This is a genomic window from Aquitalea denitrificans, assembly GCF_009856625.1.
Lineage (GTDB): Bacteria > Pseudomonadota > Gammaproteobacteria > Burkholderiales > Chromobacteriaceae > Aquitalea > Aquitalea denitrificans.
This window is the reverse complement of sequence record NZ_CP047241.1, coordinates 2605909-2627138: the sequence shown is the minus strand read 5'-3', so window position 1 is coordinate 2627138 and position 21230 is coordinate 2605909. Positions and strand designations below refer to the sequence as shown.

General features: G+C 55.7%; 19 protein-coding genes and 1 pseudogene. 15 read left to right on the top strand and 5 right to left on the bottom strand.

Annotated features, from left to right (window positions below):
* The first annotated feature begins 20 nt into the window (after positions 1–20).
* The 9 genes from GSR16_RS11845 to GSR16_RS11805 all read left to right on the top strand — a co-directional run bounded on the left by GSR16_RS11845 (position 21) and on the right by GSR16_RS11805 (position 11441).
* Positions 21–1034, top strand: a complete 1014-nt coding sequence (locus GSR16_RS11845) for a LysR family transcriptional regulator (protein WP_159877615.1) — start codon at positions 21–23, stop codon at positions 1032–1034.
* Positions 1035–1437: 403 nt separating this feature from the next.
* Positions 1438–4101, top strand: a complete 2664-nt coding sequence (locus GSR16_RS11840) for a type VI secretion system Vgr family protein (protein WP_159880821.1) — start codon at positions 1438–1440, stop codon at positions 4099–4101.
* 8 nt (positions 4102–4109) lie between these two features.
* The gene (locus tag GSR16_RS11835; protein WP_159877613.1) at positions 4110–4985 is read left to right on the top strand and encodes a DUF4123 domain-containing protein; all 876 of its coding nucleotides are present in this window, start codon (positions 4110–4112) and stop codon (positions 4983–4985) included.
* A gap of 541 nt (positions 4986–5526) precedes the next feature.
* Positions 5527–5979 carry a DUF3304 domain-containing protein gene (locus GSR16_RS11830; RefSeq protein ID WP_240902470.1) on the top strand — a complete coding sequence of 151 codons (453 nt, stop codon included), beginning with the start codon at positions 5527–5529 and terminating at the stop codon, positions 5977–5979.
* Positions 5980–6022: 43 nt separating this feature from the next.
* Entirely contained in the window at positions 6023–6526 is a 504-nt protein-coding gene (locus tag GSR16_RS11825; RefSeq protein WP_159877609.1) for a DUF3304 domain-containing protein, read from the top strand.
* Positions 6527–6569: 43 nt separating this feature from the next.
* A complete protein-coding gene (locus GSR16_RS11820) occupies positions 6570–7073 on the top strand; it encodes a DUF3304 domain-containing protein (RefSeq protein WP_159877607.1) in 504 nt (167 codons plus the stop codon).
* Entirely contained in the window at positions 7070–8692 is a 1623-nt protein-coding gene (locus tag GSR16_RS11815) for a T6SS phospholipase effector Tle1-like catalytic domain-containing protein (protein WP_240902469.1), read from the top strand. The genes GSR16_RS11820 and GSR16_RS11815 overlap by 4 nt, the downstream gene beginning before the upstream one ends.
* Before the next feature lie 337 nt (positions 8693–9029).
* Positions 9030–10217 (top strand): hypothetical protein, encoded by a 1188-nt coding sequence (locus tag GSR16_RS11810; protein WP_159877605.1) that lies wholly within the window; start codon positions 9030–9032, stop codon positions 10215–10217.
* 357 nt (positions 10218–10574) lie between these two features.
* Positions 10575–11441, top strand: coding sequence for an AAA family ATPase (locus GSR16_RS11805; RefSeq protein ID WP_159877603.1), 867 nt, complete (start codon positions 10575–10577; stop codon positions 11439–11441).
* A 202-nt stretch (positions 11442–11643) separates the two neighbouring features.
* Here the strand turns inward: GSR16_RS11805 and GSR16_RS21180 are convergent, their stop codons facing one another.
* The 5 genes and pseudogenes from GSR16_RS21180 to GSR16_RS11790 all read right to left on the bottom strand — a co-directional run bounded on the left by GSR16_RS21180 (position 11644) and on the right by GSR16_RS11790 (position 13903).
* A complete protein-coding gene (locus GSR16_RS21180) occupies positions 11644–12057 on the bottom strand; it encodes a hypothetical protein (protein ID WP_240902468.1) in 414 nt (137 codons plus the stop codon).
* 73 nt (positions 12058–12130) lie between these two features.
* Positions 12131–12256: pseudogene (locus GSR16_RS21480) on the bottom strand (Rieske 2Fe-2S domain-containing protein); the annotation flags it as partial.
* Positions 12257–12375: 119 nt separating this feature from the next.
* Positions 12376–12507 carry a hypothetical protein gene (locus GSR16_RS21340; RefSeq protein WP_276608552.1) on the bottom strand — a complete coding sequence of 44 codons (132 nt, stop codon included), beginning with the start codon at positions 12505–12507 and terminating at the stop codon, positions 12376–12378.
* 164 nt (positions 12508–12671) lie between these two features.
* A complete protein-coding gene (locus GSR16_RS11795) occupies positions 12672–13700 on the bottom strand; it encodes a GlxA family transcriptional regulator (protein WP_159877601.1) in 1029 nt (342 codons plus the stop codon).
* Complete coding sequence (locus tag GSR16_RS11790) at positions 13697–13903, bottom strand: hypothetical protein (RefSeq protein ID WP_159877599.1); 207 nt, start codon at positions 13901–13903, stop codon at positions 13697–13699. The genes GSR16_RS11795 and GSR16_RS11790 overlap by 4 nt, the downstream gene beginning before the upstream one ends.
* 454 nt (positions 13904–14357) lie before the next feature.
* Here GSR16_RS11790 and GSR16_RS11785 point away from each other — a divergent pair, with 454 nt between their 5' ends.
* The 6 genes from GSR16_RS11785 (at position 14358) to GSR16_RS11760 (ending at position 21219) form a co-directional block, all read left to right on the top strand.
* Positions 14358–15620 (top strand): quaternary amine ABC transporter ATP-binding protein, encoded by a 1263-nt coding sequence (locus GSR16_RS11785; protein ID WP_240902467.1) that lies wholly within the window; start codon positions 14358–14360, stop codon positions 15618–15620.
* Positions 15617–16498: an ABC transporter permease gene (locus GSR16_RS11780; protein WP_159877595.1), complete on the top strand. Its 882-nt coding sequence runs from the start codon at positions 15617–15619 to the stop codon at positions 16496–16498. The genes GSR16_RS11785 and GSR16_RS11780 overlap by 4 nt, the downstream gene beginning before the upstream one ends.
* A 108-nt stretch (positions 16499–16606) precedes the next feature.
* The gene (locus tag GSR16_RS11775) at positions 16607–17488 is read left to right on the top strand and encodes a glycine betaine ABC transporter substrate-binding protein (RefSeq protein ID WP_159877593.1); all 882 of its coding nucleotides are present in this window, start codon (positions 16607–16609) and stop codon (positions 17486–17488) included.
* An 87-nt stretch (positions 17489–17575) separates the two neighbouring features.
* Complete coding sequence (locus GSR16_RS11770; protein ID WP_159877591.1) at positions 17576–18850, top strand: serine hydroxymethyltransferase; 1275 nt, start codon at positions 17576–17578, stop codon at positions 18848–18850.
* A 147-nt stretch (positions 18851–18997) separates the two neighbouring features.
* On the top strand, positions 18998–19882 hold the full coding sequence (locus GSR16_RS11765) for a dihydrodipicolinate synthase family protein (protein ID WP_159877589.1): 885 nt from the start codon (positions 18998–19000) through the stop codon (positions 19880–19882).
* Between the two features lie 5 nt (positions 19883–19887).
* Positions 19888–21219, top strand: coding sequence for an NAD(P)/FAD-dependent oxidoreductase (locus GSR16_RS11760; RefSeq protein WP_159877587.1), 1332 nt, complete (start codon positions 19888–19890; stop codon positions 21217–21219).
* Positions 21220–21230 lie beyond the last annotated feature (11 nt).

The window sequence follows — 21230 nt, the reverse complement described above, 5'->3', positions numbered from 1 at the left end:
TAATTTATTTATGCCATTGCTTGTCTCTATCCATCCGCATCGATCCATTTTTCATCTCGCTATTTGATTTTATTGATTTTTTAAGTATAAAAATCGCAAGATTCCATAGCAAACAATTTATTTTCATTCTGCCATTCCGAGATTTCATCCACATGATCATACGCCCACCTAACATCCAGTCGCTACAGACCTTTTTGATGCTGAGTGAGTGTAACTCATTCACGGAAGCAGCCGAGCGTCTGCACCTTACGCAAAGTGCAGTCAGCCGCCAGATACAACTGCTTGAAGAACATTATTCGGTAACATTGTTCAATCGTAGCGCGCGCAAGGTGGAATTGACAGCAGAGGGAATTGAATTGCTGAGATCCACCGAGATGATATTTCGTGAATTAAGTAATGTTGAAAAACGCTATTCACGAAAAAGCAGGCCATTTCGCCTTAAGATTTATGTTTCCTTAGCAGCAAAGATACTTCTTCCATTGCTGCCGCAATTTTGCGTTGATAATCCCGGTTTGAGTCTGATGATAGAAACAGAATCAGACCTTGTTTATGGCGATCTGGCTCAATATGATGCATTTGTCAGCTACAAAGAGAAGTCGGCACTTAGTCAGGATGATTTTCTGTTATTTGAAGAATGCCTGATCCCGGTTTGCCATCCACAATGTGTTGCTGGAAAAGTACCTCCGCAAAATATGGATCAGCTTTCCGACTACACCTTATTGCATGGTTCACTCAATGGCATCGATTGGGAACGCTGGACTTTGGCATATGATCAATCGCTGGATATATCTCAAACACAGATTTTCTTTAATCTCGATGAGCTGGCCATCGAGGCTGCCTTGCATGGAGTGGGTGTTGCCATGGTGGACAAGCGGCTGGTCCAGCCCTTGCTGGACAGCAAACGCCTGCTTGTACCCATGGAGGCGGCATTGACGACCAATAATGTCTACGTATTAAGCTTCAAGAAAAGTGGAGCCGAACATCCACATGCACCAGTAGTCAAACAGTGGCTACGGCAGCACTTATGCCAATAGGTCGGTTGGGTTGAGCCATTGTTTACAGGTGAACTGAACTGCCTCTGTTTTCGTAGATACTTCGGCCAGACGGGTAAACACATCTAACTCGTCGATTAGTCCGTCTGGCTTAAAAGGCGGGTGTGGCCCACGGCAAGCCGACCACAGACTCCCTGAAGGTGTGTCCGAAATTATGTGTATAGCAGTCGTTTTTGCTACTCGATGGAATGTCTGCTTTGGCCGATGAACTGTCCGTGGCGAATACTTGACACGACCGCTTCCATCCCTTTTCCTGTATCGATGGCGATCCGTAGAACTACGCATTCATGCCATTCAGCCTTGTTTGCACCATGTCAAAGGCATAAACTGTTGAGCTTTCAATAGCTTGTGAATGATCACGTCAGCCGACGTGATAGCCCACACCATGGATTTCTCCTCCCTGCTCGCCAGCTTCGCCGCCGCCTTTTCCCAGCACCAACGCCTGCTCACCCTGCAGCTGGACGGCGGACAGATCGCCGCCGAGCAGTTGCTGCCCCACACCCTGGACGGCAGCGAGGGGGTGTCGCAGGCCTATCGCTATCAGCTCAGCTGCCTGTCGCCGGATGGCAATATCGAGCTCAAATCCTTGTTGGGTGTAGCCGCCCGGCTGGGGGTGCTGGATGCCGATGGCAACGAGGTGGTCCGTTGTGGCGTGGTGTCGCGCGCCGAGCTGTTGGGGTCGGATGGCGGCTTTGCCAAGTACGGCCTGACCATCGAGCCGCCGTTTGCCCTGCTGCGGCTGCGCCGCACTTCGCGGGTGTTTCAGGACTTGTCCGTCCCCGACATCGTCAAGCAGATCCTGGCCGAGCATCAGGCCAATAACCCGGTGTTTGCCCAGGTGCAGACGCTGGAGTTTCACACCGCCACGGCCAGCCCGCGCAGTTATTGTCTGCAGTATCGCGAGAGCGATTTCGACTTCATCGTGCGGCTGCTGCACGAAGAGGGTTATGCCTGGCGTTTCGAGCATGTCGATGGCGAGCATCCGCAGGTCAAGCTGGTGGTGTTCGACGATGCCTACAGCCTGCCGCCAGCGGCCAGCGAGCGGGTGCGCTTTCATCGCAGCGATGCAACAGAAGAGGAAGATGGCTTCACCGATTGGTCGGCCGCGCGGCAGGTGGTGTCCGGTGCGGTAGCGCTGGCCAGTTTCGATTACCAGCCGGTGGCTACCCAGCACACCGGCGACCAGACCCGCATTCAGCAAGGCCGCAGTGGGGATGCTTTGCAATCCACCTTGCAGGATTACGACCCGCAGTCGCTGTACTACGCCAGCGATGCCGAGCAGCTGAGCCAGTACGCCCAGTTGCGCCAGCAAGCACACGATGTGCAGGCCAAGCAGTTTAGCGGCAGCGGTTCGGTGCGCAGCCTGCAGGCCGGACAATGGTTCCGCCTGGACGAGCATCCGCTGCACGAGGGCGACAGCAGCGAGCAGCGCGAATTCGTGGTCACCGGGCAAACCTTCCGTGCCAACAACAATCTGCCGGGCGATCTGGCCAGCGGACTGCGCAGCCTGTTGACCAGCGGGTCGGACACCACGTCAACTGCCGGTCAGGACAGCAGCCCCTTCCAGACCACCATCACCGCCCAGCGCCGTGGCATTCCGCTCACCCCGGCTTACGCCCACAGCGCGCAGGCCAAGCCCACCTCCAACGGGGTGCAAACCGCCACCGTGGTGGGGCCGGAAGGCGAGGAAGTGCACACCGACGAACTGGGCCGCATCAAGGTGCAGTTCCACTGGCAGCGCGCAGACGAACACCCCGGCAGCGGGGCCAATCTGGACGACAAATCCTCCTGCTGGCTGCGCGTGGCCATGCCCAGCGCCGGTGCCGGCTGGGGCCACCAGTTCATCCCGCGCATCGGCCAGGAAGTACTGGTCGACTTTATCGAAGGCGATATCGACCGCCCGGTGATTGTCGGCGTGCTGTACAACGGCAGCCACGCCACCCCGGCCTTTAGCGGTGCCGGTGCGCTGCCCGCCAACAAGACGCTGTCCGGCATCAAATCCAAGGAACATCAGGGCGGCCAGTACAACGAACTGCTGTTCGACGACACCCCCGGCGAAGTCCGCGCCAAGCTCAGTTCCGAAGCGGGCAAGACCCAGCTCAACCAGGGCTACCTCACCCACCCGCGCAACAATGGCAAAGCCCAGCCACGCGGCGAAGGCTTCGAACTCAGAACCGACCAGCACGGTGCCATCCGCGCCGGGCACGGCCTGCTGATCAGCACCGAAGCGCAAAGCGGCGCTGGCGGCAAACAACTGGCACGCGAACACGCGCAAAGCCAGCTCGACGCCGCGCTCAGCCTCAGCCAAAGCCTGGGCGACACCGCCGCAGCACAACTGGCCGACAGCATGGAAACCGGGCCGGACGCCATCAACCCCGACAACGGCAAAGACGGCAACAAGGATAGCGGCCACCTGCAACACCACGCCGCCGCGCTCAAAGCCTGGGAAGCCGGCAGCAATACCGACAAGGAAGGCAAAACCGCCAGCAGCGGCAACAGCAGCCAGGCCGGCCAACAGCCGCTGCTCATCCTGTCCGCCCCGGCCGGCATCGTCAGTGTCACTGAACAAAGCCAGACAGTGAGCGCCGGTACCAATTTGAATCTTGTTGCACAGCGCGACGCTAACCACATTACAAGCCGCCGTTGGATTCACAACGTCGGTAAGCACATCAGTTTGTTCGTGGCCGGGGTACAAGACAAAATCGCCATGAAACTCATTGCAGCCAAAGGCAAGGTGCAGGTGCAAGCGCAGAGCGATGCGATGGAACTGACGGCGGATAAGGAGCTGACCGTTACCTCGGCCAAGCAGAACATCAACTTGAATGGCAAGCAGGAAGTCTTGCTGACCAGCGGTGGCGCTTACGTGCGGATCAAGGATGGCAAGATCGAGCTGCACGCCCCCGGCACCGTCAGCTTCAAGGGTGGCAGTCATGACTGGAGCGGGCCGGACAGCATGAATATCCCGATGCCGGTCTTTCCAGGCAAGCAGTTTTGCTTGCAATGCATGCTCAATGCAATCAAGTCCGGTCTGCCGCTGGCGGGACAATAGGAATGGCAATGTATTTTGCGATGGACGAAGGAAATATTGCGGAACAGTCACAAAAACTGGAAACGCTACTGAAAGAACTGCCAGACGGTTTGTATTGCTACGCACTGCTGGATGATGGATTCGATTTCAAGCGGCGCAAGATATGGCAGACCAAAGCAAGCTGGCCTTTGTATCACCTACAGGAGTGGGGTGAGCTACGCGAAGTATCACCACGACTTCTCGCATTGCATCCTGGCAATCAACCAGAGCTGCAACAACTGCTGCGTCATTGCAAGGGACGGCCGATGCTGAGCTTTCTAACAAGCCAGCTTAGCGCCCCCGCCCTACGGGATGCCTGGCAATGTAGCCTCAATGCCACCACCGAAGACGGGCAGTGGTACGTCGTCCGTTTTGCCGATACGCGCATCGCTGCCAGCCTGCCGCAAGTACTGGCTACGGCAGCTTGGCAACGGCTGTGCGAACCAGTGGAGCAGTGGTTGGTTATTGACCGCCACAGCCAACTACGGGCATTGCCCATGCCGCCCAAGACGCTTCCTCCCGATGTGCAGGACCCATGGCTGCTGAGCACTCAGGAGTTCACAGCCTTAATGCATGCCTCCCAGGCAGACGTATTGGCAGACCAGTTGCACGAAGGCTTCTCCGACCTGCTCCCTACCTCTGGAGCAGTACTGTATGGCTGGCTGCAACGTACGGCCGATCTGTTAGCAGAACATTACATTGAGGATGCCCCTGAGCAGCTAACCGTAGCGGTGGCCGTGTGTTACAGCCAAGGGCGCTTGCTGGATGACCCTCGGCTGATCCAGATGCTGAAGAGCTTTGTCGAGCAAAGATGCTCCCTGAGTGAAGGACTTGCTCCGTTACTCGATGATGCTCACACCTCTTGAGAATTAACCATGACACATGCGAAAAAAGCCTCAGTAGTAAAAAAAACTATCCAACCGCTGTTGTTGACTAGTGCATTGATAATCGTTTCTATTTTCTGGATATTCGTTATCGGCATCACATATTTTGAATACACAAGAACCCCAGGCCCAACAACAGAGGGAGACTGGTCGGCATTAAACCACATTTACTTTCTAATCCTAACTTCTCCACTTCTAATAATGGCACTACTGCCCTTATCCGTATGGGCAATAAATGGAGTTCAAAAAATAACTATAAAAGTAATCTCAATAACCATGATGTTATTGATTTATGGTGGCATCTACCTTGCCTTTCTTTGGAAAACATACCCGCCAACATAGTAAACATTGCCAGAAAACACATTGCAAAAAATTGGATTCCCAAGGATTCGTCAATGAGAGGGAGAGCACAACTCAATCAACGACGATACTCCATTGACTGTTCTCATCAGCCCCTTTATTAAGGCCCCCCATGATAATACTCCGAAGACTAATCGCTTTATTGCTGATACTGGGCCTACCAATGCTGACAGGGTGCGAAGAAGAAAAAACCAGTCTGAGCTATCTGGCGGTCAACCACACAGCAAAGCCAATCGACTCAATCACCATTAACAATCAAGGCGGTGTGCTGAATGTCCCTGCGATGGGTGGTGGAGGCAAAGAAGTTTGCTGTGTCGTCGTACCAGGCAAATGGCGGCCGGGGCTGACAGTAAAGATCAGCTGGCTGCAAGGTGGACATTTCCAGCGCGATGCCAGTGGTAATGTCGTGATGCAAAATGGCGACAAGGTATTTATTGAAGGCAGCTGGAAAACGCGCACTGTGACCATCCCGAAATATCAGGCCAAAGAAATGCAGCATGTTGATATCCACTTCCTGCCCAACGACCAGGTCTTGGTCAAATTGAGTGATATTTTCCCTGAGCACCCGGACTATCGACCTGCCTATCCTCGCGAGATGCAGAAAGCCACACAATGAGTACGCGTCACCCACATATCCACCGGAAGCAGAGAGGTTTCCAATGAGCATATTGCGCAAGCGAATCTCTACATTATTACTGCTGAGTCTGCTATTCCTGGCAGGCTGCGAAGAAGAAAAAACCAGTCTGAGTTATCTGGCGGTCAATCACACCACAAAGCCAATCGACTCAATCACCATTAACGATCAAGGCGGTGTGCTGAATGTCCCTGCGATGGGTGGCGGCGGCGGAGAAGTCTGCTGCGTCATAGTGCCGAGCAAATGGCGGCCGGGGCTGGCAGTAAAGATCAGCTGGCTGCAAGGTGGACATTTCCAGCGCGATGCCAGTGGTAATGTCGTGATGAAAAACGGCGACAAGGTATTTATTGAAGGCAGCTGGAAAACGCGCACTGTGACCATCCCGGAATATCAGGCCAAAGAAATGCAGCATGTTGATATCCACTTCCTGCCCAACGACCAGGTCTTGGTCAAATTGAGTGATATTTTCCCTGAGCACCCGGATTATCGACCTGCCTATCCTCGCGAGATGCAGAAAGCCACACAATGAGTACGCGTCACCCACATATCCACCGGAGGCAGAGAGGTTTCCAATGAGCATATTGCGCAAGCGACTCTCCGCATTATTACTGCTGAGTCTGCTATTCCTGGCAGGCTGCGAAGAAGAAAAAACCAGTTTGAGCTATCTGGCGGTCAATCACACCGACAAATCGGTACTCTCCATCACCATCAATGGCCAAGGGGGGATTCTTAACGCTCCCGCCATGGGCGGAGGGGGGGGAGAAATCTGTTGCGTTATAGTACCCAGCCAATGGCGGCCGGGGTTAACCGTGACAATCGGCTGGGAAAACGATGGTGACTGGCTGCGTGATAAAAATGGCCAGCCCATTATTCGAGATGGCATAAAAGTATATGTGGCAGCTCCACGGAAAACGCGCACTGTGACCATCCCGAAATATCAGGCCAAAGAAATGCAGCATGTTGATATTCACTTCCTACCCAACGACCAAGTCTTGGTCAAATTGAGCGATATCCTGCCTTATCATCCAGACTATCTACCTGCCTATCCTCGCGAGATGCAGAAAGCCACACAATGAGTACCAAAAATCCAGCACCCTACCCAAGCGGGCAACGCGCACTCACCGCACGGGAGCAATTACAACGGGCACAAGCGCTGGCCTGTGTCAGTGGCAAGAACAGTGCCAAGTGCCAAGGCCAGATTCATGTGGTGCTGTTTTTCGATGGCACCGGTAACAACCTCAATCTGGACTATTACCAGGCCAAGCCGGACCAGCTGAAGCCCAGTAATATCGCCCGTCTGTTTATGGCGGCGCGAGACAAGCCAGATGATGGCTATTTCCGTTTCTACATGCCTGGTGTAGGCACACCATTCCCGGAAATTGGCGATAAGGGCGGCATGCTTGGCGGCGGTGCTGGCGCAGGAGGAGAAGCCCGCATTCTATGGGCATTGACTCGTTTGGTGAATGCCCCAAATCAGTATGTCAACAAGAGTTTTTTGATTACAGATGAATTGGCCAAGTCCATCACAGAAATGGCAAGCGGCATAACGGGCGGTGCAATGCGCTGGGCCTTGTTCACTAATTGGCAACGTCGATTACAGGCTGCGTTGAAGGGCCGCAAACCCGAGGTAACGCAAATAAATCTATCAGTATTTGGTTTTTCGCGCGGTGCTACTGAAGCACGTGCCTTTGTGAATTGGCTGTACCGGCTCTGCCAGCAGGAAAATGGCGGCTGGCACTTTGCTGGTATTCCGCTGCGCACCCAATTCCTGGGGATTTTTGATACGGTAGCATCCGTCGGCATCGCCCAGCTGTTTCCAGACAACCTGCCTGCTACCGGACATATGGCATGGGCTGATGGAAACCTGGCCATACACCCGGCAGTCGAGCAATGTGTCCACTATATTGCCGGGCACGAGGTGCGCGCCTGCTTCCCATTGGATACTGTACGTCGCGGCAATAGTTATCCTGGCAATGCGGTGGAAGTAATGTACCCAGGTTCGCATTCCGATGTCGGCGGAGGTTACGCCAGTGGTGCCTTGGGCATCATGCCTGCACAAAACAGCCAGATGTGCGTGATTCCCTGCCGCCGCATGTACGAAGCGGCGCGTCAGGCAGGAGTGCCTCTGCAAGCAATGGAGCAGTTAGACAAAAAGATTCAGGATTTAATTAGTCCCACCCCGCAGGTCATCAACGACTTCAACGCTTATCTGCGTGATGCCAAGGTCGCCCCGGCCTCGGCCGAAAAAATGCACCAACAACATATGGCGCTATACCTGAGCCATCGTTTCAAATACCGGCGCGAGTTTACCCGGCGTGCGCCCTACCGCACAGCCAGTAGCAAGCATCAAGAGTATTTACGACAAACCCAGCAAGGAATCATCTCTGGTTTGAGTAAGCTGAATGCCGGCAACCCGATGGCACCAGATTTTGATCCGATGCGCGAAGCAGTAAAAATAAAGCACAGACCGACACAGTACAACCGGGTTCTCAGCCCATCCGTATTACCAGAAACAGACCCGGTTAACGTCGCCGCCAGTATGGATCTGCGACGGCTAACACCTGCCATTGAGCACTTTCTTGAAAGTTATATTCATGACTCCGTGGCCGGATTCATTCAGGATGCATTCTATGAAGGCACGCTCAATGGCATCGGGCTATTCAAGTTCCGTACTCTGTATAAGGGAGATGAGTGATTGGCTCTCATTTGCCAGATATCTTTATGGCTCGCTAAATTGAAGAAGCCATTTTTTATCTGTCACATAAGGAGAGTTTTAACAGAACTGCGGCTAACCAGGCCGACGAGGTGTCAGTAGGATGGCCAATTTTTCCTGTTGGCACCATGGTGTTTTGCAGCCAGTCCACACAAAACTTCGGACATGTTTTGATCTCTTCACCATGATGCAACATTCAAAATATCAGTAAAACAAGCCAAATTGGAAATAATCCGCAGAGTCAGCTCCGCAACTACCAACCAATACTTTAAAATCAAGGAAAACAAACACACCTTTTGTGTGAGCAGCATTTACCATCATGCCAAATGACCTTCATGATCTCTCCGCGATAGTGCAGGAATTATTTCAACGAAACGATTTAGTATTCGACGAATATTTGAATCATGGTCTTATGTTTTTTGTTTCCGGAAAAATTAAAGCACTACGATCCGATCTACTCCCACGAACAGATATAACGAAATGGGATGGGGAAGGTATGCATTGGTTCTACACGGACAAAAATAATGATTGGTCGCTATATCTCAGATCTGTTCCTCATGGAGTGCTGTGTCTTGCTAACATAATTTCACTGCAGCAGAAGTATCTCGAGCAGTTTGTTCCGAGTGAAATCCAATTGGCAGAAAGGCAAACTGCAGAAGTGGAACTGCAGCATGAGATTACCCTGCGCAATGCATCCAATATTACAGACGATATGCTTATTTCTATTGGTGGGCCATACTATAGCGATGGTGAACGGGTATGGATTCGTGCAGGGGATGAAAGGCATTTTCTCGCGTTGAATGATTTTGATCTTCAAAGCTTCCGCCATATTGTAGACCGTTTTGCCGCCGACCGTTCAGGTCTACGCTTCGCGCCCACTGCCATTGGTGACTCTGTTTGCGGCAATGACAGCCTGATAGTCGGAGGTGATCCTGAAACATTTATTGCTGTGCGCAACAGCTGGTATATCGATTCACACCAAGCTTACTACGTTGATCCACGCGGATGGTTAACCATGACCAAAATTGACACGCAAAGCTTCGAGCTTGTCGGCGGGCCGTATGCGCGCGATGCTAAGGGATTGATTTATGCTGGCGTACGTAAGCGCAATATAGCAACACCGGAAAGTGTTGTCAGTCTAGGGTATCTTTATGCCCGAATGGGGTCACACCTTCTCTACGAAGGTAAAATCATCACAAATACAGGCGAAATTAATGTAGCAACTGCGAGAGCAGTCTGGGATGATGTACTGATCGATGATGGCGGTCATTATTTACTTGGCAGACGCTATCGGAAACCTGTACCTGGCCTTGACCCAGGAAGCATTCAATTCCTTACGTATGCTTTCGCTGTTGACAAGCAGAATGTCTACGCACGCACACAAAAAATAGTTCATTGTGAGTCAGCTGACCGTCCCTCCGTCAGGGCAGACGATAACTTACATAATGCTATTCGAGATAAAAATGGGCTGATTTACATTAACTCTGCCGGGTTAGTTGAACGCTGAGATTGAATCACACCCAGTTTGCTAGATACATTTGCTGCCGCTTTCAATAGGAAAGCGGCCATTTTTCATCGATTACTCGGTCGTCTGCATTGGCCGACCTGCAGCCAGTCTGAGTTAGGGCAGATCGCAGTCCCAAGCAAACTTGTACCCCTGCCACATAGATTGACATCCCTATTTGCTGCCTGCAGAATGAACCATATGACAAGCCATGACCAATGCATGATCGCAATTATTACCACCATTCTTGGAATGGTGGGTTAGCACGCATCAAGGCTTTGGCCAAGCAACCCGCCCCAGCAGGCGGGTTTTTTTGTTTCCGTCTGCTTGGTTACCACACTACAGACCAGGAGCAAATCCATGCCTCAGCAGGAACTGAAGGAAATCATCGCAGCGGCCGACCACGCAATCAACTGGGAAGACTTTGATGAGCTGATGGCGTTTTATGCTAGTGACGCCGTGCTCGTGGTTCAGCCCGGCATGCTCGCTCGAGGTGGTGAACAGATTCGCGCAGTCTTCCCCGCCATTGCCCAGTACTTCAACCACACCCTACAAGTCAGCCAAGCAGACATGCAAGTAGTCGCTGGTGGTGACACCGCACTAGTACTAGCTCGTACCGAATTACAGGCGGAACGTGAAGCCGGACAAGCTTGGCAGACAACCCGGTTCGCCACTTATGTGTTCCGCCGGGATCCGGCAGGTCTCTGGCGCTGTGCCATCGACAATTCCTACGGCACCAGCCTGATTGAGATGCCACCATCCCTGCATCTGCTGTGCGGCAAGATTTGCTCTGGAAAATCAACCCTGGCACGGAAACTAGCCAAAGAACCCAAAACAGTACTGATTAGCGAGGATGAGTGGCTGGCTAGGCTGTATCCAGATGCCATAAAGGAAGTGGTCGACTATGTGCGCTGTTCTGGACTATTGAAAGATGTGTTGGGAGGGCATGTAGAAGAGTTACTGCAAGCTGGCCTTTCAGTGGTACTGGACGTGCCGGCTAATACCGTTGCATCTCGGCAGTGGGCTATGTCTGTCTGCACTCGGGCCGGAGTAGCTCACTCTCTACATCTTCTGGATGTACCAGATTCACTCTGCAAGGAGCGCCTGCACTTACGAAATCAATCCGGCACTCACCCATTTACCGTTGACGATGTAACATTTGAACGTATCTCCCGATATTACGAGCCACCGCGGGAAGATGAATGCTTGAATGTGATTCATCATTGAAAGCCGTATGTTCCCCAACTAGCCGGACACCAAAATGGCTGAGTTCCAATACGAAAGCAGCCATTTAAAATGGGATGGAAACAACTCTAGCCGAACTCGACGCTGTTGACGGATGTGTGTTTTATCTTTCTTCTTCGGGTCGAAAATGGCCCTAAGCAACCGGGGAATGCAGCCATTCAGACAAAGTGGTCGCCACGGGCAGCTAGCGGACTGATTGCTGAATGCGTGTCATGCGGAACTGGCTGTTTTCCGCCATCAACAGGCGACTGGGTAATCCACCTGCTTCGCAACGGTCCCAGAAAGCGGTGAGTGCCGGGTCATCACCATCGGCCACACCGGCTACCGAATGGTTTTCCACGAAGGAGTTGAGCAGTTCCGGGGGAGAGCCTTCGCAGGGATAGCACTCGCGGTTGTTTTCGAATACCAGTTTCCAGTTGTCCTTTGCCACGATGGATGACTCATGCGCCACCTTGCAGGTGTCCAGTTGGTGCTGAGCGAGGAAAGGTTGCACTGCGCTGGCAAAGGTGTCGAAGTCCGGGGCGGTTTCGGCCACACAGACATAGATACAGGTTTCCACTACGGCACCGTGCACCGGCTTCAGCCCGTGTGCATTCACCCATATTGCCGGCGTACAACAGTTTGCCATCCAGACCAAACGTCCATTGGTGATAGGGACCGGCCAGTTTTGCGGATTTTCCGCTGTCACCCTGACATATCTTGGCACTGCGATGACGGCAGACATTATTGACTGTCCTTACGGTGCCATCGTTGCCGCGAACCACGGCAACCGGGTGATCCCCGATTTGTACCGTCATGTACTGGCCCGGTTTTTCCAGCTCCAGGGTATGGCCGACAAAAATCCATACGCTATCCCAGATTTGCGCGGTACACAGCCGGGTCGGTATAGCGCTCCCGGGTAAGGGCGTGGCGCGCTTTATGGTGGTGGATCAATTCCAGCCTTGTCGATTCCTGCGTCATGACTGCTTTCTCCTTTGACGATGTGGTGCAGCTCTTTCTGTGACGGGCTGTCAGCAATGGTTTTGTACTGTTCTGATGGTGTTGACATCAGTTTTGCTGAGTATTGAAGTGGTTGGAGATAGCGTCAATGCAGTTTATTTTTGTTTATGCGGAATGGGGCGTGGAACCATGAGCCAAGGCCAGCATGAAATGTAAAACAGCGAATACCGACTGGTATTCGCTGTGGATGGGGAGTAATGGACTGTTGCAGGTTCAGGCAGCTGTCTTGTGTTGGAATTTCTTGATGGTGCCGCGCTTGATGCGCATTTCGGTGGGAGTCAGGCCGAATTCCAGTTTGAAGCGCCTGGAAAAGTGCGAGCAATCGACAAAGCCGCATTCAAACACGATGAAGGAAATGCGGTGGTCGGTGTTCAGGATCAGGTGCCGGGCGTGATCCAGCCGCAGCTTGGCGGAATAGCTTCTGGGCGTCATGCCCAGTTCGGCATGGAACAGCCGCTCCAGATGACGGATGCTGACATTCACCTTTTGCGCGATGTCGTCCACCGTCAGCGGATTGCTGATATTGCGCTCGATCAGCTGCACTGCCTTGCGCACGCTGCGGTTGTACACCTTGTCGGTGATGACCGAATGCGGCTGCGGCGTGGATGCTGGCAGTGGCATTTCCTCCAGCATGATGCGCAGCGCCTGCGCGGCTTCGAACTTGCCGCAGTGCTTTTCAATCAGGTGAGCGGCCAGGTGCATGACACCGGCCCCGCCGGCGCAGGTCATCCGTTTGCCATCAATATTGAACAGCTCGTCCGAGCTGACCGGATATTTCGGGAATTCCTGCTCGAAGTGATGGTAATGAAACCAGCTGACGCAGCTGTGATAACCATGCATCAGCCCGGCACGCGCCAGAATGAAACTGCCGGTGCAAACGCCAATCAGGGTAACGCCAGCCTCGTCGGCTTGTTTCAGGTAGGCAGCCATTTGCGGCGAAATTTTCTTGCCGGCATGCAGTAGTCCACCCACGACCACGATGTAGTCGAAAACCTGAGGGTCTTCCAACCCGGTAGTCGGGATGACTTCCAGCCCGCTGCTGGACTGGATGGGCCGGCTGTCGTGGCTGAGTATTTTCCATTTGCAACGGATTTGCCGGCTGAAATCACCTTCATCTGCCGCCAGGCGCAGGACATCAACAAAATTGGAAAAAGCGCTGAGGGTAAATTCCGGCGCCAGAATAAACCCGACTGACAAGGGTTTTTGCGCTGGGCGATTATCGATGTGGGCGGGCTGGTTCATGTTATGTCCGTTTCAAGCGGGATCATGCAATTGATGGCTGAATGAAACAAATCATCTGGCAGCCATTTCCAATGACAGTTTTCACACAATGCAATGCGGCTTTTATCTTCAGGTGCAATTAATGACGTCCGCTGTGCTGCATGGGATTCAGGCAAATCATTGCAATCGCGGCATTGCCCAGTCAAGTTGCGATCAGGTGCCATTTGCTAGTCCTCTTTCGACCGATGACGACATCACTTTGTCGGCCATACGACACAAGCCCTGCCCAAAATCGATACAAGTCATTGTTATAAAACAATAATATTTTTTGTCGCATTGTGATGGTGCAATGCGGCGAATTTTGCACATTACCGATGCATTACCAAAAGTAGGTGAAAGGGTGCAGAAAATGTAACTGGTGGTAATGAAGAGAATTGGTAGGCTTGTTGGCAAGCGTTACACACAGATGACGATGACCGGAATGGTCAAACAGATGTGCTGCGAATGCGGTTGGCGATTCCGATTTTTTTAAGTCATGCATGATTTGCTGCACTGCATGATAAACCGGTCTGCCAACCAATGCTGAATGAAGCCCCGGTTGGGATATGCATGCAGTGGGTAAGCCTGGGGGCTTCGATTTCTTGAACTTGCAAGTTGGGATAAAGAATGACCCCAAATATGGCATACACACTGAAAGAAGCCGTCGCGCCTGGTGCGGTGACGCAGCTTGCTCCACCGCAAAGCACTTATGGCAGCGATATTCTGACCGTGAAGAACCTGTCCAAGATTTTCGGCCCAAAACCCGAGCGTGCTGCCGCGCTGCTCAAACAGGGGATGGGTCGTAACGAGGTGCTGGAACAGACCGGCAATATGGTGGCGGTCAACAATGTCAGCCTCAGCGTCAGGGCGGGGGAAATCTTCGTCATCATGGGTTTGTCCGGTTCCGGCAAGTCCACTCTGGTACGCCTGCTCAACCGTCTGATCGAACCCACCTCGGGCCAGGTCGTTCTGGAAGGGCGCGACATTGCCCCCATGTCCACGCTGGAGTTGCGCGAAGTACGGCGCAAGAAAATGGCCATGGTGTTCCAGTCCTTTGCCCTGCTGCCCAACCGCACGGTACTGGACAACATTGCCTACGGCCTGGAAGTGGCCGGCATTCCCAAGGCCGAGCGTTATGAAGTGGCGCGCAAGGTGCTGGTGCGGGTGGGGCTGGGTTCCTACGAGAAATTCCTGCCCAGCGAACTGTCCGGTGGCATGCAGCAGCGGGTGGGCCTGGCCCGCGCCCTGGCGGTGAACCCGTCGGTACTGCTGATGGACGAGGCCTTCTCTGCGCTGGACCCGCTGATCCGTTCCGAAATGCAGAACGAGTTGCTGCGCCTGCAGAAGGAAGAACAGCGCACCATCGTGTTCATTTCCCACGATATCGAAGAGGCCATCAAGATCGGCGGCCGCATCGGCATCATGAAAGACGGCAGCCTGATCCAGGTGGGCACACCTGCCGAGTTGATCCAGTCCCCGGCCGACGACTATGTGCGCGACTTCTTCCGCAATGTCGATATCTCCCGCTTCCTCAAGGCTTCCAGCATGCTCAGCCCGGCAGGCCGCGCCCAGATCAACTGTACGCTGGCCAGCCCGGCCGCCGCCCAGCTCAACTGTCTGATCGACAGCGGTGCCGAGTGTGGCTACGTCTGTGACGATGCCGGGCGCTACCTGGGTTGTGTCACCCCGGCATCGCTGCATCAGGCTGGCGACGCAGCAGTCACCGATGCCTTGCTGGGCAATGTGCGCACGGTAACGCTGGATGCCGACCTGAACCAGCTGGCCGCCATTGCGCTGGAGCAGGAACACGATGTCCCGGTGCTGGATGCCGCAGGCAAGCTGGCTGGCGTGGTGTCCTGCCGCAACATTCTCAAACAGGTGATGGAGCGCAGACAGTCATGAACTCTTCCGGAATCGGCAAGTTTGCCGAAGATTTCGTCAATTATCTCTTCCTCCATTTTCGTGGCGTGTTCGATGCCTTCTCGGCCAGCCTGGGCGCGGTAGTCAAGCTGCTGGAAGACACGATGCTGGCGCTGCCCTTCATTGTGGTGCTGGTGGCGCTGGTGGTGGTGGCCCTGTGGCGGCGTGGCGTGGTGTTTGCCGTGTTTGTCGGCCTGGCCATGCAGGCCATCCACTTCATGGGCCTGTGGACGCAAACCGCCTCCACGCTGGCGCTGGTGATTGCCGCCACCTGTTTCAGCCTGGCACTGGGCGTACCGCTGGGCATCTGGGGGGCGCGCAACAGCCGGGTAGAAATGGTGTTGCGTTCCTTGCTGGACTTCATGCAGACCATGCCGGCCTTCGTCTACCTGATTCCCGCAGTCATCCTGTTTGGCCTGGGGCGTGTGCCCGCCGTGATGGCCACCATCGTGTTCTCCATGCCGCCAGTGGTACGGCTTACCACCCTGGGCATCCGCCAGGTGCGGGAAGAGCTGATGGAAGCCGGGCGTTCCTTTGGCAGTACCGAGCTGCAACTGCTGTGGAAGATCCAGCTGCCCAACGCCCTGCCGTCCATCATGGCCGGGGTGAACCAGACCATCATGATGGCGCTGTCCATGGTGGTGGTGGCTTCGATGATTGGTGCCGGTGGCCTGGGTGAATACGTGCTCAGCGGTATTCAGCGGCTGGATATCGGCATCGGCTTCGAAGGTGGCCTGGGCGTGGTGTTGCTGGCCATCGTACTGGACCGTCTGACCGAAAGCTTTGGCATGAAGGCCAAAAAGAAACCCAAAACCGTGCGTGCCAGCAAACCGGCAAGTGGCAAGGCAGTGCAGGGCTGAGAAGTGGTGCAAGCAGGCAGGGCTATCCGGCTGGCCTGTGGTGGTAAACACGCTGTGTAGAGGACAGCGCGATTCAAAAAACCAAAGCGGTGACAAAGGAGAAACACGATGAAAAAGCATTTTTCCCAATCGATGGCACGCAAGCTGCTGGTATCCATGGTAGTGGCGGCCGGTGTCGGCACCGCGTCTGCTGCATCGGCCGAACCGGTCAAGATTGCCGTGACCAACTGGGCTGACGTACTGGCGGTGGCCAATGTGGCCAAGTACGTGATGGAAACCAAGCTCAAGCAGCCGGTGGAATTTGTCCAGGCGGCCATCGGCATCCAGTACCAGGGCGTGGCACGTGGTGACCTGGACCTGATGGTGGGCGGCTGGTTGCCGGTTACCCACGGTACTTACTACGCCAAGTACAAGGACAATCTCGATGATGTGGGCATCATCTACACCGGCGGCAAGAATGGCTGGGTAGTCCCTGCCTATGTGCCGGAGTCGGAAGTGTCCACCATTGCCGACCTCAACAAGCCCGCGGTCAAGAGCAAGCTCAACGGCATCATCCAGGGCATCGAGCCGGGTGGTGGCCTGATGCAGGCATCGGAAAAGACCATCAAGGACTACAACCTGGCTGGTTACAACCTGCAGTCCTCCAGTGAAGCCGGCATGCTGGCCGGGGTATCCCGCGCCTATCAGAGCAAGCAGTGGATCGTGGCCACGGTATGGAGCCCGCACTGGTTGTTCCAGAAATGGAAAGTGCGCTACCTGAAAGACCCGAAAGGCACGCTGGGTGGCGAGGAGCAGATTCACGCCTTTGCTTCCAAGGCCTTCGCCGGCAAGTTCCCGCGCGCCAATGTATTCATGAAGCACTTCAAACTGACGCTGGCTGATGTGGAGGCCATCGAACTGGAAGGCAACAGCACCAATGACTACGCCACCGCTGCAATGAAGTTTGTCGACAGCCATCCGGAAAAGCTGAAAGCCTGGTTGCAGCAATAAACCAGCCATGGCCAGGCCTGCTGCCAGTGGCAGGCCGCTGATGATGTGATGACTGGCGCAATTGGCGTCACCCTGTGGAGTGTGTCCATGAATGAAATTTCGCGCTTCTTTGCCGAGCCGCTGCTGAGTCGAGACCCGGTCATCGCCTCGGAAGTGGCGCTGGAACTGCGCCGCCAGCAAATGCAGGTGGAAATGCTGGCATCGGAAAACCTGGTCTCCGCCGCCGTGCTGGAAGTACAGGGCACGGTGCTGGCCAGCCGGGGCAGCGAAAGCCATTTCATGCCACGCGACTACCCGGGCTGCGAGCATCTGGACCGGGTGGTGTCACTGGCCGAAGACCGGGTGAAAGCCCTGTTTGATGCCAATTACGCCAATGTGCTGCCGCATTCCGGCTCGCATGCCAGTCATGCCGCCATGCTGGCCCATGTACAGCCCGGTCAGACCGTGCTGCGCATGTCGCCGGACAAAGGCGAGGCTGCCCATCTGCCAGGCCGCTGGTATGACACCGTGTATTACGGCCGGGCTGCGGACAGTGGCCTGCTGGATTACACCGCCATCCGCACGCTTGCCATGCAGCATCGGCCTGCGGTGTTGGTGGCGGGTGGGTCGGCCTATCCGCGTCAGCTGGACTTGCCGTGTTTTCGGGGCATTGCCGACGAGGCCGGAGCCATGCTGGTGGTGGACATGACGCATATCGCCGGGCTGGCGGCGGCGGGCTTGCATCCCAATCCGCTGCCAGCTGCCGATCTGGCCATTCTGCCGACCCACCGTACCCTGCGCGGGCCGCGTGGTGGGGTGATTCTGAGCAACCGTGCCGAACTGGCGGCCAAGACCGATGCCGCGGTGTTCCCCAGTCGGCAAAGCAGCCCGTTGATGCATGTGATTGCCGGCAAGGCGGTGGCGTTTGGCGAGGCGCTGCGACCGGAGTTTTCCCGCTATATCAAGCAGATGCTGCGCAATGCCCAGGCACTGGCGCGGGTGCTGTTGGCTGGCGGGGTCCGTCTGGTCAGCGGTGGAACAGACAACCATTTGTTGCTGCTGACGCTGCCGGGGCAGGGTGGCCATGCGCTGGCCGCCGAAAGCGCGCTGGTACGCGCCGGTATTTCCTGCAGCCTGTTCGGCATGGATGCCAGCGGGCAGCCACTAGCCGATGCCGGCATCTGCTTGTCCACGGCAGCCGGTACCAGTCGTGGCTTTGGCACGGCCCAGTTTGAACAGCTGGGCGAGTTGATTCTGGAAGTACTCGGTGGCTTGAGCGTCAGCCCGGACGGTGACGAGCAAGTCGAACGACTGGTACGCAGCAAGCTGCGCGAGCTGTGTTGTCAGTTTCCCATTTATCCGATGACAGAAACCCATATCTGATGAGTGCGCCGGGCCAGGTGGCCCGGATGCGCTGGCATCTCTCCATCCGCATGGAGGGCAGGGATGCTGTTGTCTTTTGCATGCCTCCACCGCGCTGCCGGCCTTGTTGCAAGGCCCGCCTCAGGTGGAACCACAAGGAGAAGTGAAATGCGTTTTGAAGGCGTACACACCCCACTGGTCACCCCATTCCTGCCTGATGGCGAAATCAACCATGCGCTGCTGGCTTCACACGCGGCAGACCTGGCCGCCAAGGTGGATGGCCTGGGCATCGGCGGTACCACCGGCGAATACTATGCGCTGAGCTTTGAGGAGCGGGTGCGCACGTTCAATACCGTGACAGAAGCGGCGGGCGGCAAGACCTGGCTGACCGCAGGCATCAACGCCACCACCACCGACGAAGTCATCCGTCTGGGCCAGGCGGCCAAGGCAGCAGGTGTGTCGGCCCTGCTGGTGGCGGCACCGTATTACGCCCAGCCCACACAGGAAGAACTGCTGCAGCATTTGCTGAAGGTGGACGATGCGCTGGACCTGCCCATCATGCTGTACAACTTCCCGGCGCGTACCGGCACCGCCATTGGCGATGAAATCCTGGAAACCCTGCTGCAACGGCCCAACTTCCAGGCCATGAAGGAAAGCACCGGCGATATCGGCCATCTGCATCACCTGTCCACCCACTTCAAGGACTCGCTGGTTCTGAGCTGCGGCATGGACGATCAGGCACTGGAATTCTTTGCCTGGGGTTGCCGCAGCTGGGTGTGCGGTGCTTCCAACTTCCTGCCCGAAGCCCACGTTGCCCTGCTGGACGCCTGCGTCAAACAGGGGGACTTCCAGCTTGGCCGCCAGCTGATGGCCCAACTGCTGCCGGTGCTGGAACTGCTGGAGCGCAGCGGCAAGTTCATCCAGTACGTGCGTTACGGTTGCGAACTGGCTGGCAAGGCAGTGGGCGTAGCCCGCGCACCGCTGGGTACGCTGAGCCAGGCCGAGCGTGATGCCTTTGCCGCCATTGTTTCCCCGATGATTCAGCACGGATAAGCACCATGGATCAAAAACTGGAATTCGCCCGGTTTCCGGCACCGGATGGCGTCAACGGCTGGTGGGAGAGCCTGCCGCCCGCTGCAGCAGTGCGGCAGGCGGTCTCCGGCAAGCAGTATGACTGGGTGGTGATCGGTGGCGGCATCACCGGCCTGTGCGCCGCCCGTCGACTGGCCGAACTCGCGCCGGATGCATCGATTGCCTTGCTGGAAGCCGACCGGATCGGGCGTTCTACCGCCGGGCGTAACTCCGGTTTCTTTGTCGACCTGCCGCATGACATCAGCAGCGAAAGCTATTCGCGCAGCGTGGAAGAGGACCAGGCTGATGTCCGCTTCCAGCGCCATGGCATCGATTATGTGCGCTCGCTGGTGCAGCAGCATGGCATCGCCTGCGACTGGCGTGATGACGGCAAGTTTCATGCCGCTGTCAGCCGCAAGGGCGAGGCAGCGCTCCAGCATTTTGCCGACGGGCTGGAGCGCATCGGCGAAGGTTTCGAATGGCTGGATGAGGCCGCCATTGGCCGGGTAACCGGCTCCGGCTTCTACCACCGTGCCATTTTTACCCCCGGTTGCAGCACCGTGCAGCCGGCAGCGCTGATGCGCGGGCTGGCCACCAGCATGCCGGCCAATGTGCAGGTGTTCGAGATGAGTCCGGTACGCGACATCAGCAGCCAGCCAGACGGTCATGTGCTGCGGCTGGATGGCGGGCAGATCCGTGCGCGGCGCATCATCCTGTGCACCAATGCCTACGCCGCCAGCTTTGGCTTGCAGCATAACGGCCTGCTGCCGGTATACACCTTTGCCTCGCTCACGCGGGTGATGACGCCACAGGAAGTGCAGCAACTGGGTGGTCAGTCTTCCTGGGCGCTGATTCCGGCCGACCCGATGGGCACAACCGTGCGCCGTCTGAGCACCGATCGCATCTGCGTGCGCAACCACTTTGTCTTCCGCCCCGGCGTCAGCGTCAGCGCGGCAGACCTGGCGCGCGCCAAACGGCTGCACCAGCGCTCCTTCGACCGGCGCTTTCCCATGCTGCCGGCGGTGGAGCTGCAATACACCTGGGGTGGGGCGCTGTGCTTGTCGGCCAATAACGGTGTGTTATTCGGCAAGCGTGAAAACAATATCTACCAGGCCATAGGCTGCAACGGGCTGGGGCTGAGTCGTGGCTCTACCTCCGGCAAGCTGATTGCCGAATTTGCCTTGGGCCAGGACAGCAGCCTGCTGCGCCAGGTGCAGGAAATACCGCTGCCGCGACCCTTGCCGCCGCGGCCGCTGATGGACATTGCCGTTTCCACCGCCATCTGGGCCAAGGAAAAGGCTGCCGGCCCCGAACTTTGACGCACATATAA

Excerpts from the sequence above, each read along its gene's own strand:
- GSR16_RS11790 (WP_159877599.1), bottom strand. The coding sequence starts at position 13,903 with ATGGCACCTGATCGCAACTTGACTGGGCAATGCCGCGATTGCAATGAT.
- GSR16_RS11815 (WP_240902469.1), top strand. The coding sequence starts at position 7,070 with ATGAGTACCAAAAATCCAGCACCCTACCCAAGCGGGCAACGCGCACTC.
- GSR16_RS11825 (WP_159877609.1), top strand. The coding sequence starts at position 6,023 with ATGAGCATATTGCGCAAGCGAATCTCTACATTATTACTGCTGAGTCTG.
- GSR16_RS11835 (WP_159877613.1), top strand. The coding sequence starts at position 4,110 with ATGTATTTTGCGATGGACGAAGGAAATATTGCGGAACAGTCACAAAAA.
- GSR16_RS21340 (WP_276608552.1), bottom strand. The coding sequence starts at position 12,507 with ATGTCAACACCATCAGAACAGTACAAAACCATTGCTGACAGCCCGTCA.
- GSR16_RS11765 (WP_159877589.1), top strand. The coding sequence starts at position 18,998 with ATGCGTTTTGAAGGCGTACACACCCCACTGGTCACCCCATTCCTGCCT.
- GSR16_RS11770 (WP_159877591.1), top strand. The coding sequence starts at position 17,576 with ATGAATGAAATTTCGCGCTTCTTTGCCGAGCCGCTGCTGAGTCGAGAC.
- GSR16_RS11840 (WP_159880821.1), top strand. The coding sequence starts at position 1,438 with ATGGATTTCTCCTCCCTGCTCGCCAGCTTCGCCGCCGCCTTTTCCCAG.
- GSR16_RS11805 (WP_159877603.1), top strand. The coding sequence starts at position 10,575 with ATGCCTCAGCAGGAACTGAAGGAAATCATCGCAGCGGCCGACCACGCA.
- GSR16_RS11775 (WP_159877593.1), top strand. The coding sequence starts at position 16,607 with ATGAAAAAGCATTTTTCCCAATCGATGGCACGCAAGCTGCTGGTATCC.
- GSR16_RS11810 (WP_159877605.1), top strand. The coding sequence starts at position 9,030 with ATGCCAAATGACCTTCATGATCTCTCCGCGATAGTGCAGGAATTATTT.
- GSR16_RS11760 (WP_159877587.1), top strand. The coding sequence starts at position 19,888 with ATGGATCAAAAACTGGAATTCGCCCGGTTTCCGGCACCGGATGGCGTC.
- GSR16_RS11785 (WP_240902467.1), top strand. The coding sequence starts at position 14,358 with ATGGCATACACACTGAAAGAAGCCGTCGCGCCTGGTGCGGTGACGCAG.
- GSR16_RS11795 (WP_159877601.1), bottom strand. The coding sequence starts at position 13,700 with ATGAACCAGCCCGCCCACATCGATAATCGCCCAGCGCAAAAACCCTTG.
- GSR16_RS11820 (WP_159877607.1), top strand. The coding sequence starts at position 6,570 with ATGAGCATATTGCGCAAGCGACTCTCCGCATTATTACTGCTGAGTCTG.
- GSR16_RS11780 (WP_159877595.1), top strand. The coding sequence starts at position 15,617 with ATGAACTCTTCCGGAATCGGCAAGTTTGCCGAAGATTTCGTCAATTAT.
- GSR16_RS11830 (WP_240902470.1), top strand. The coding sequence starts at position 5,527 with ATGCTGACAGGGTGCGAAGAAGAAAAAACCAGTCTGAGCTATCTGGCG.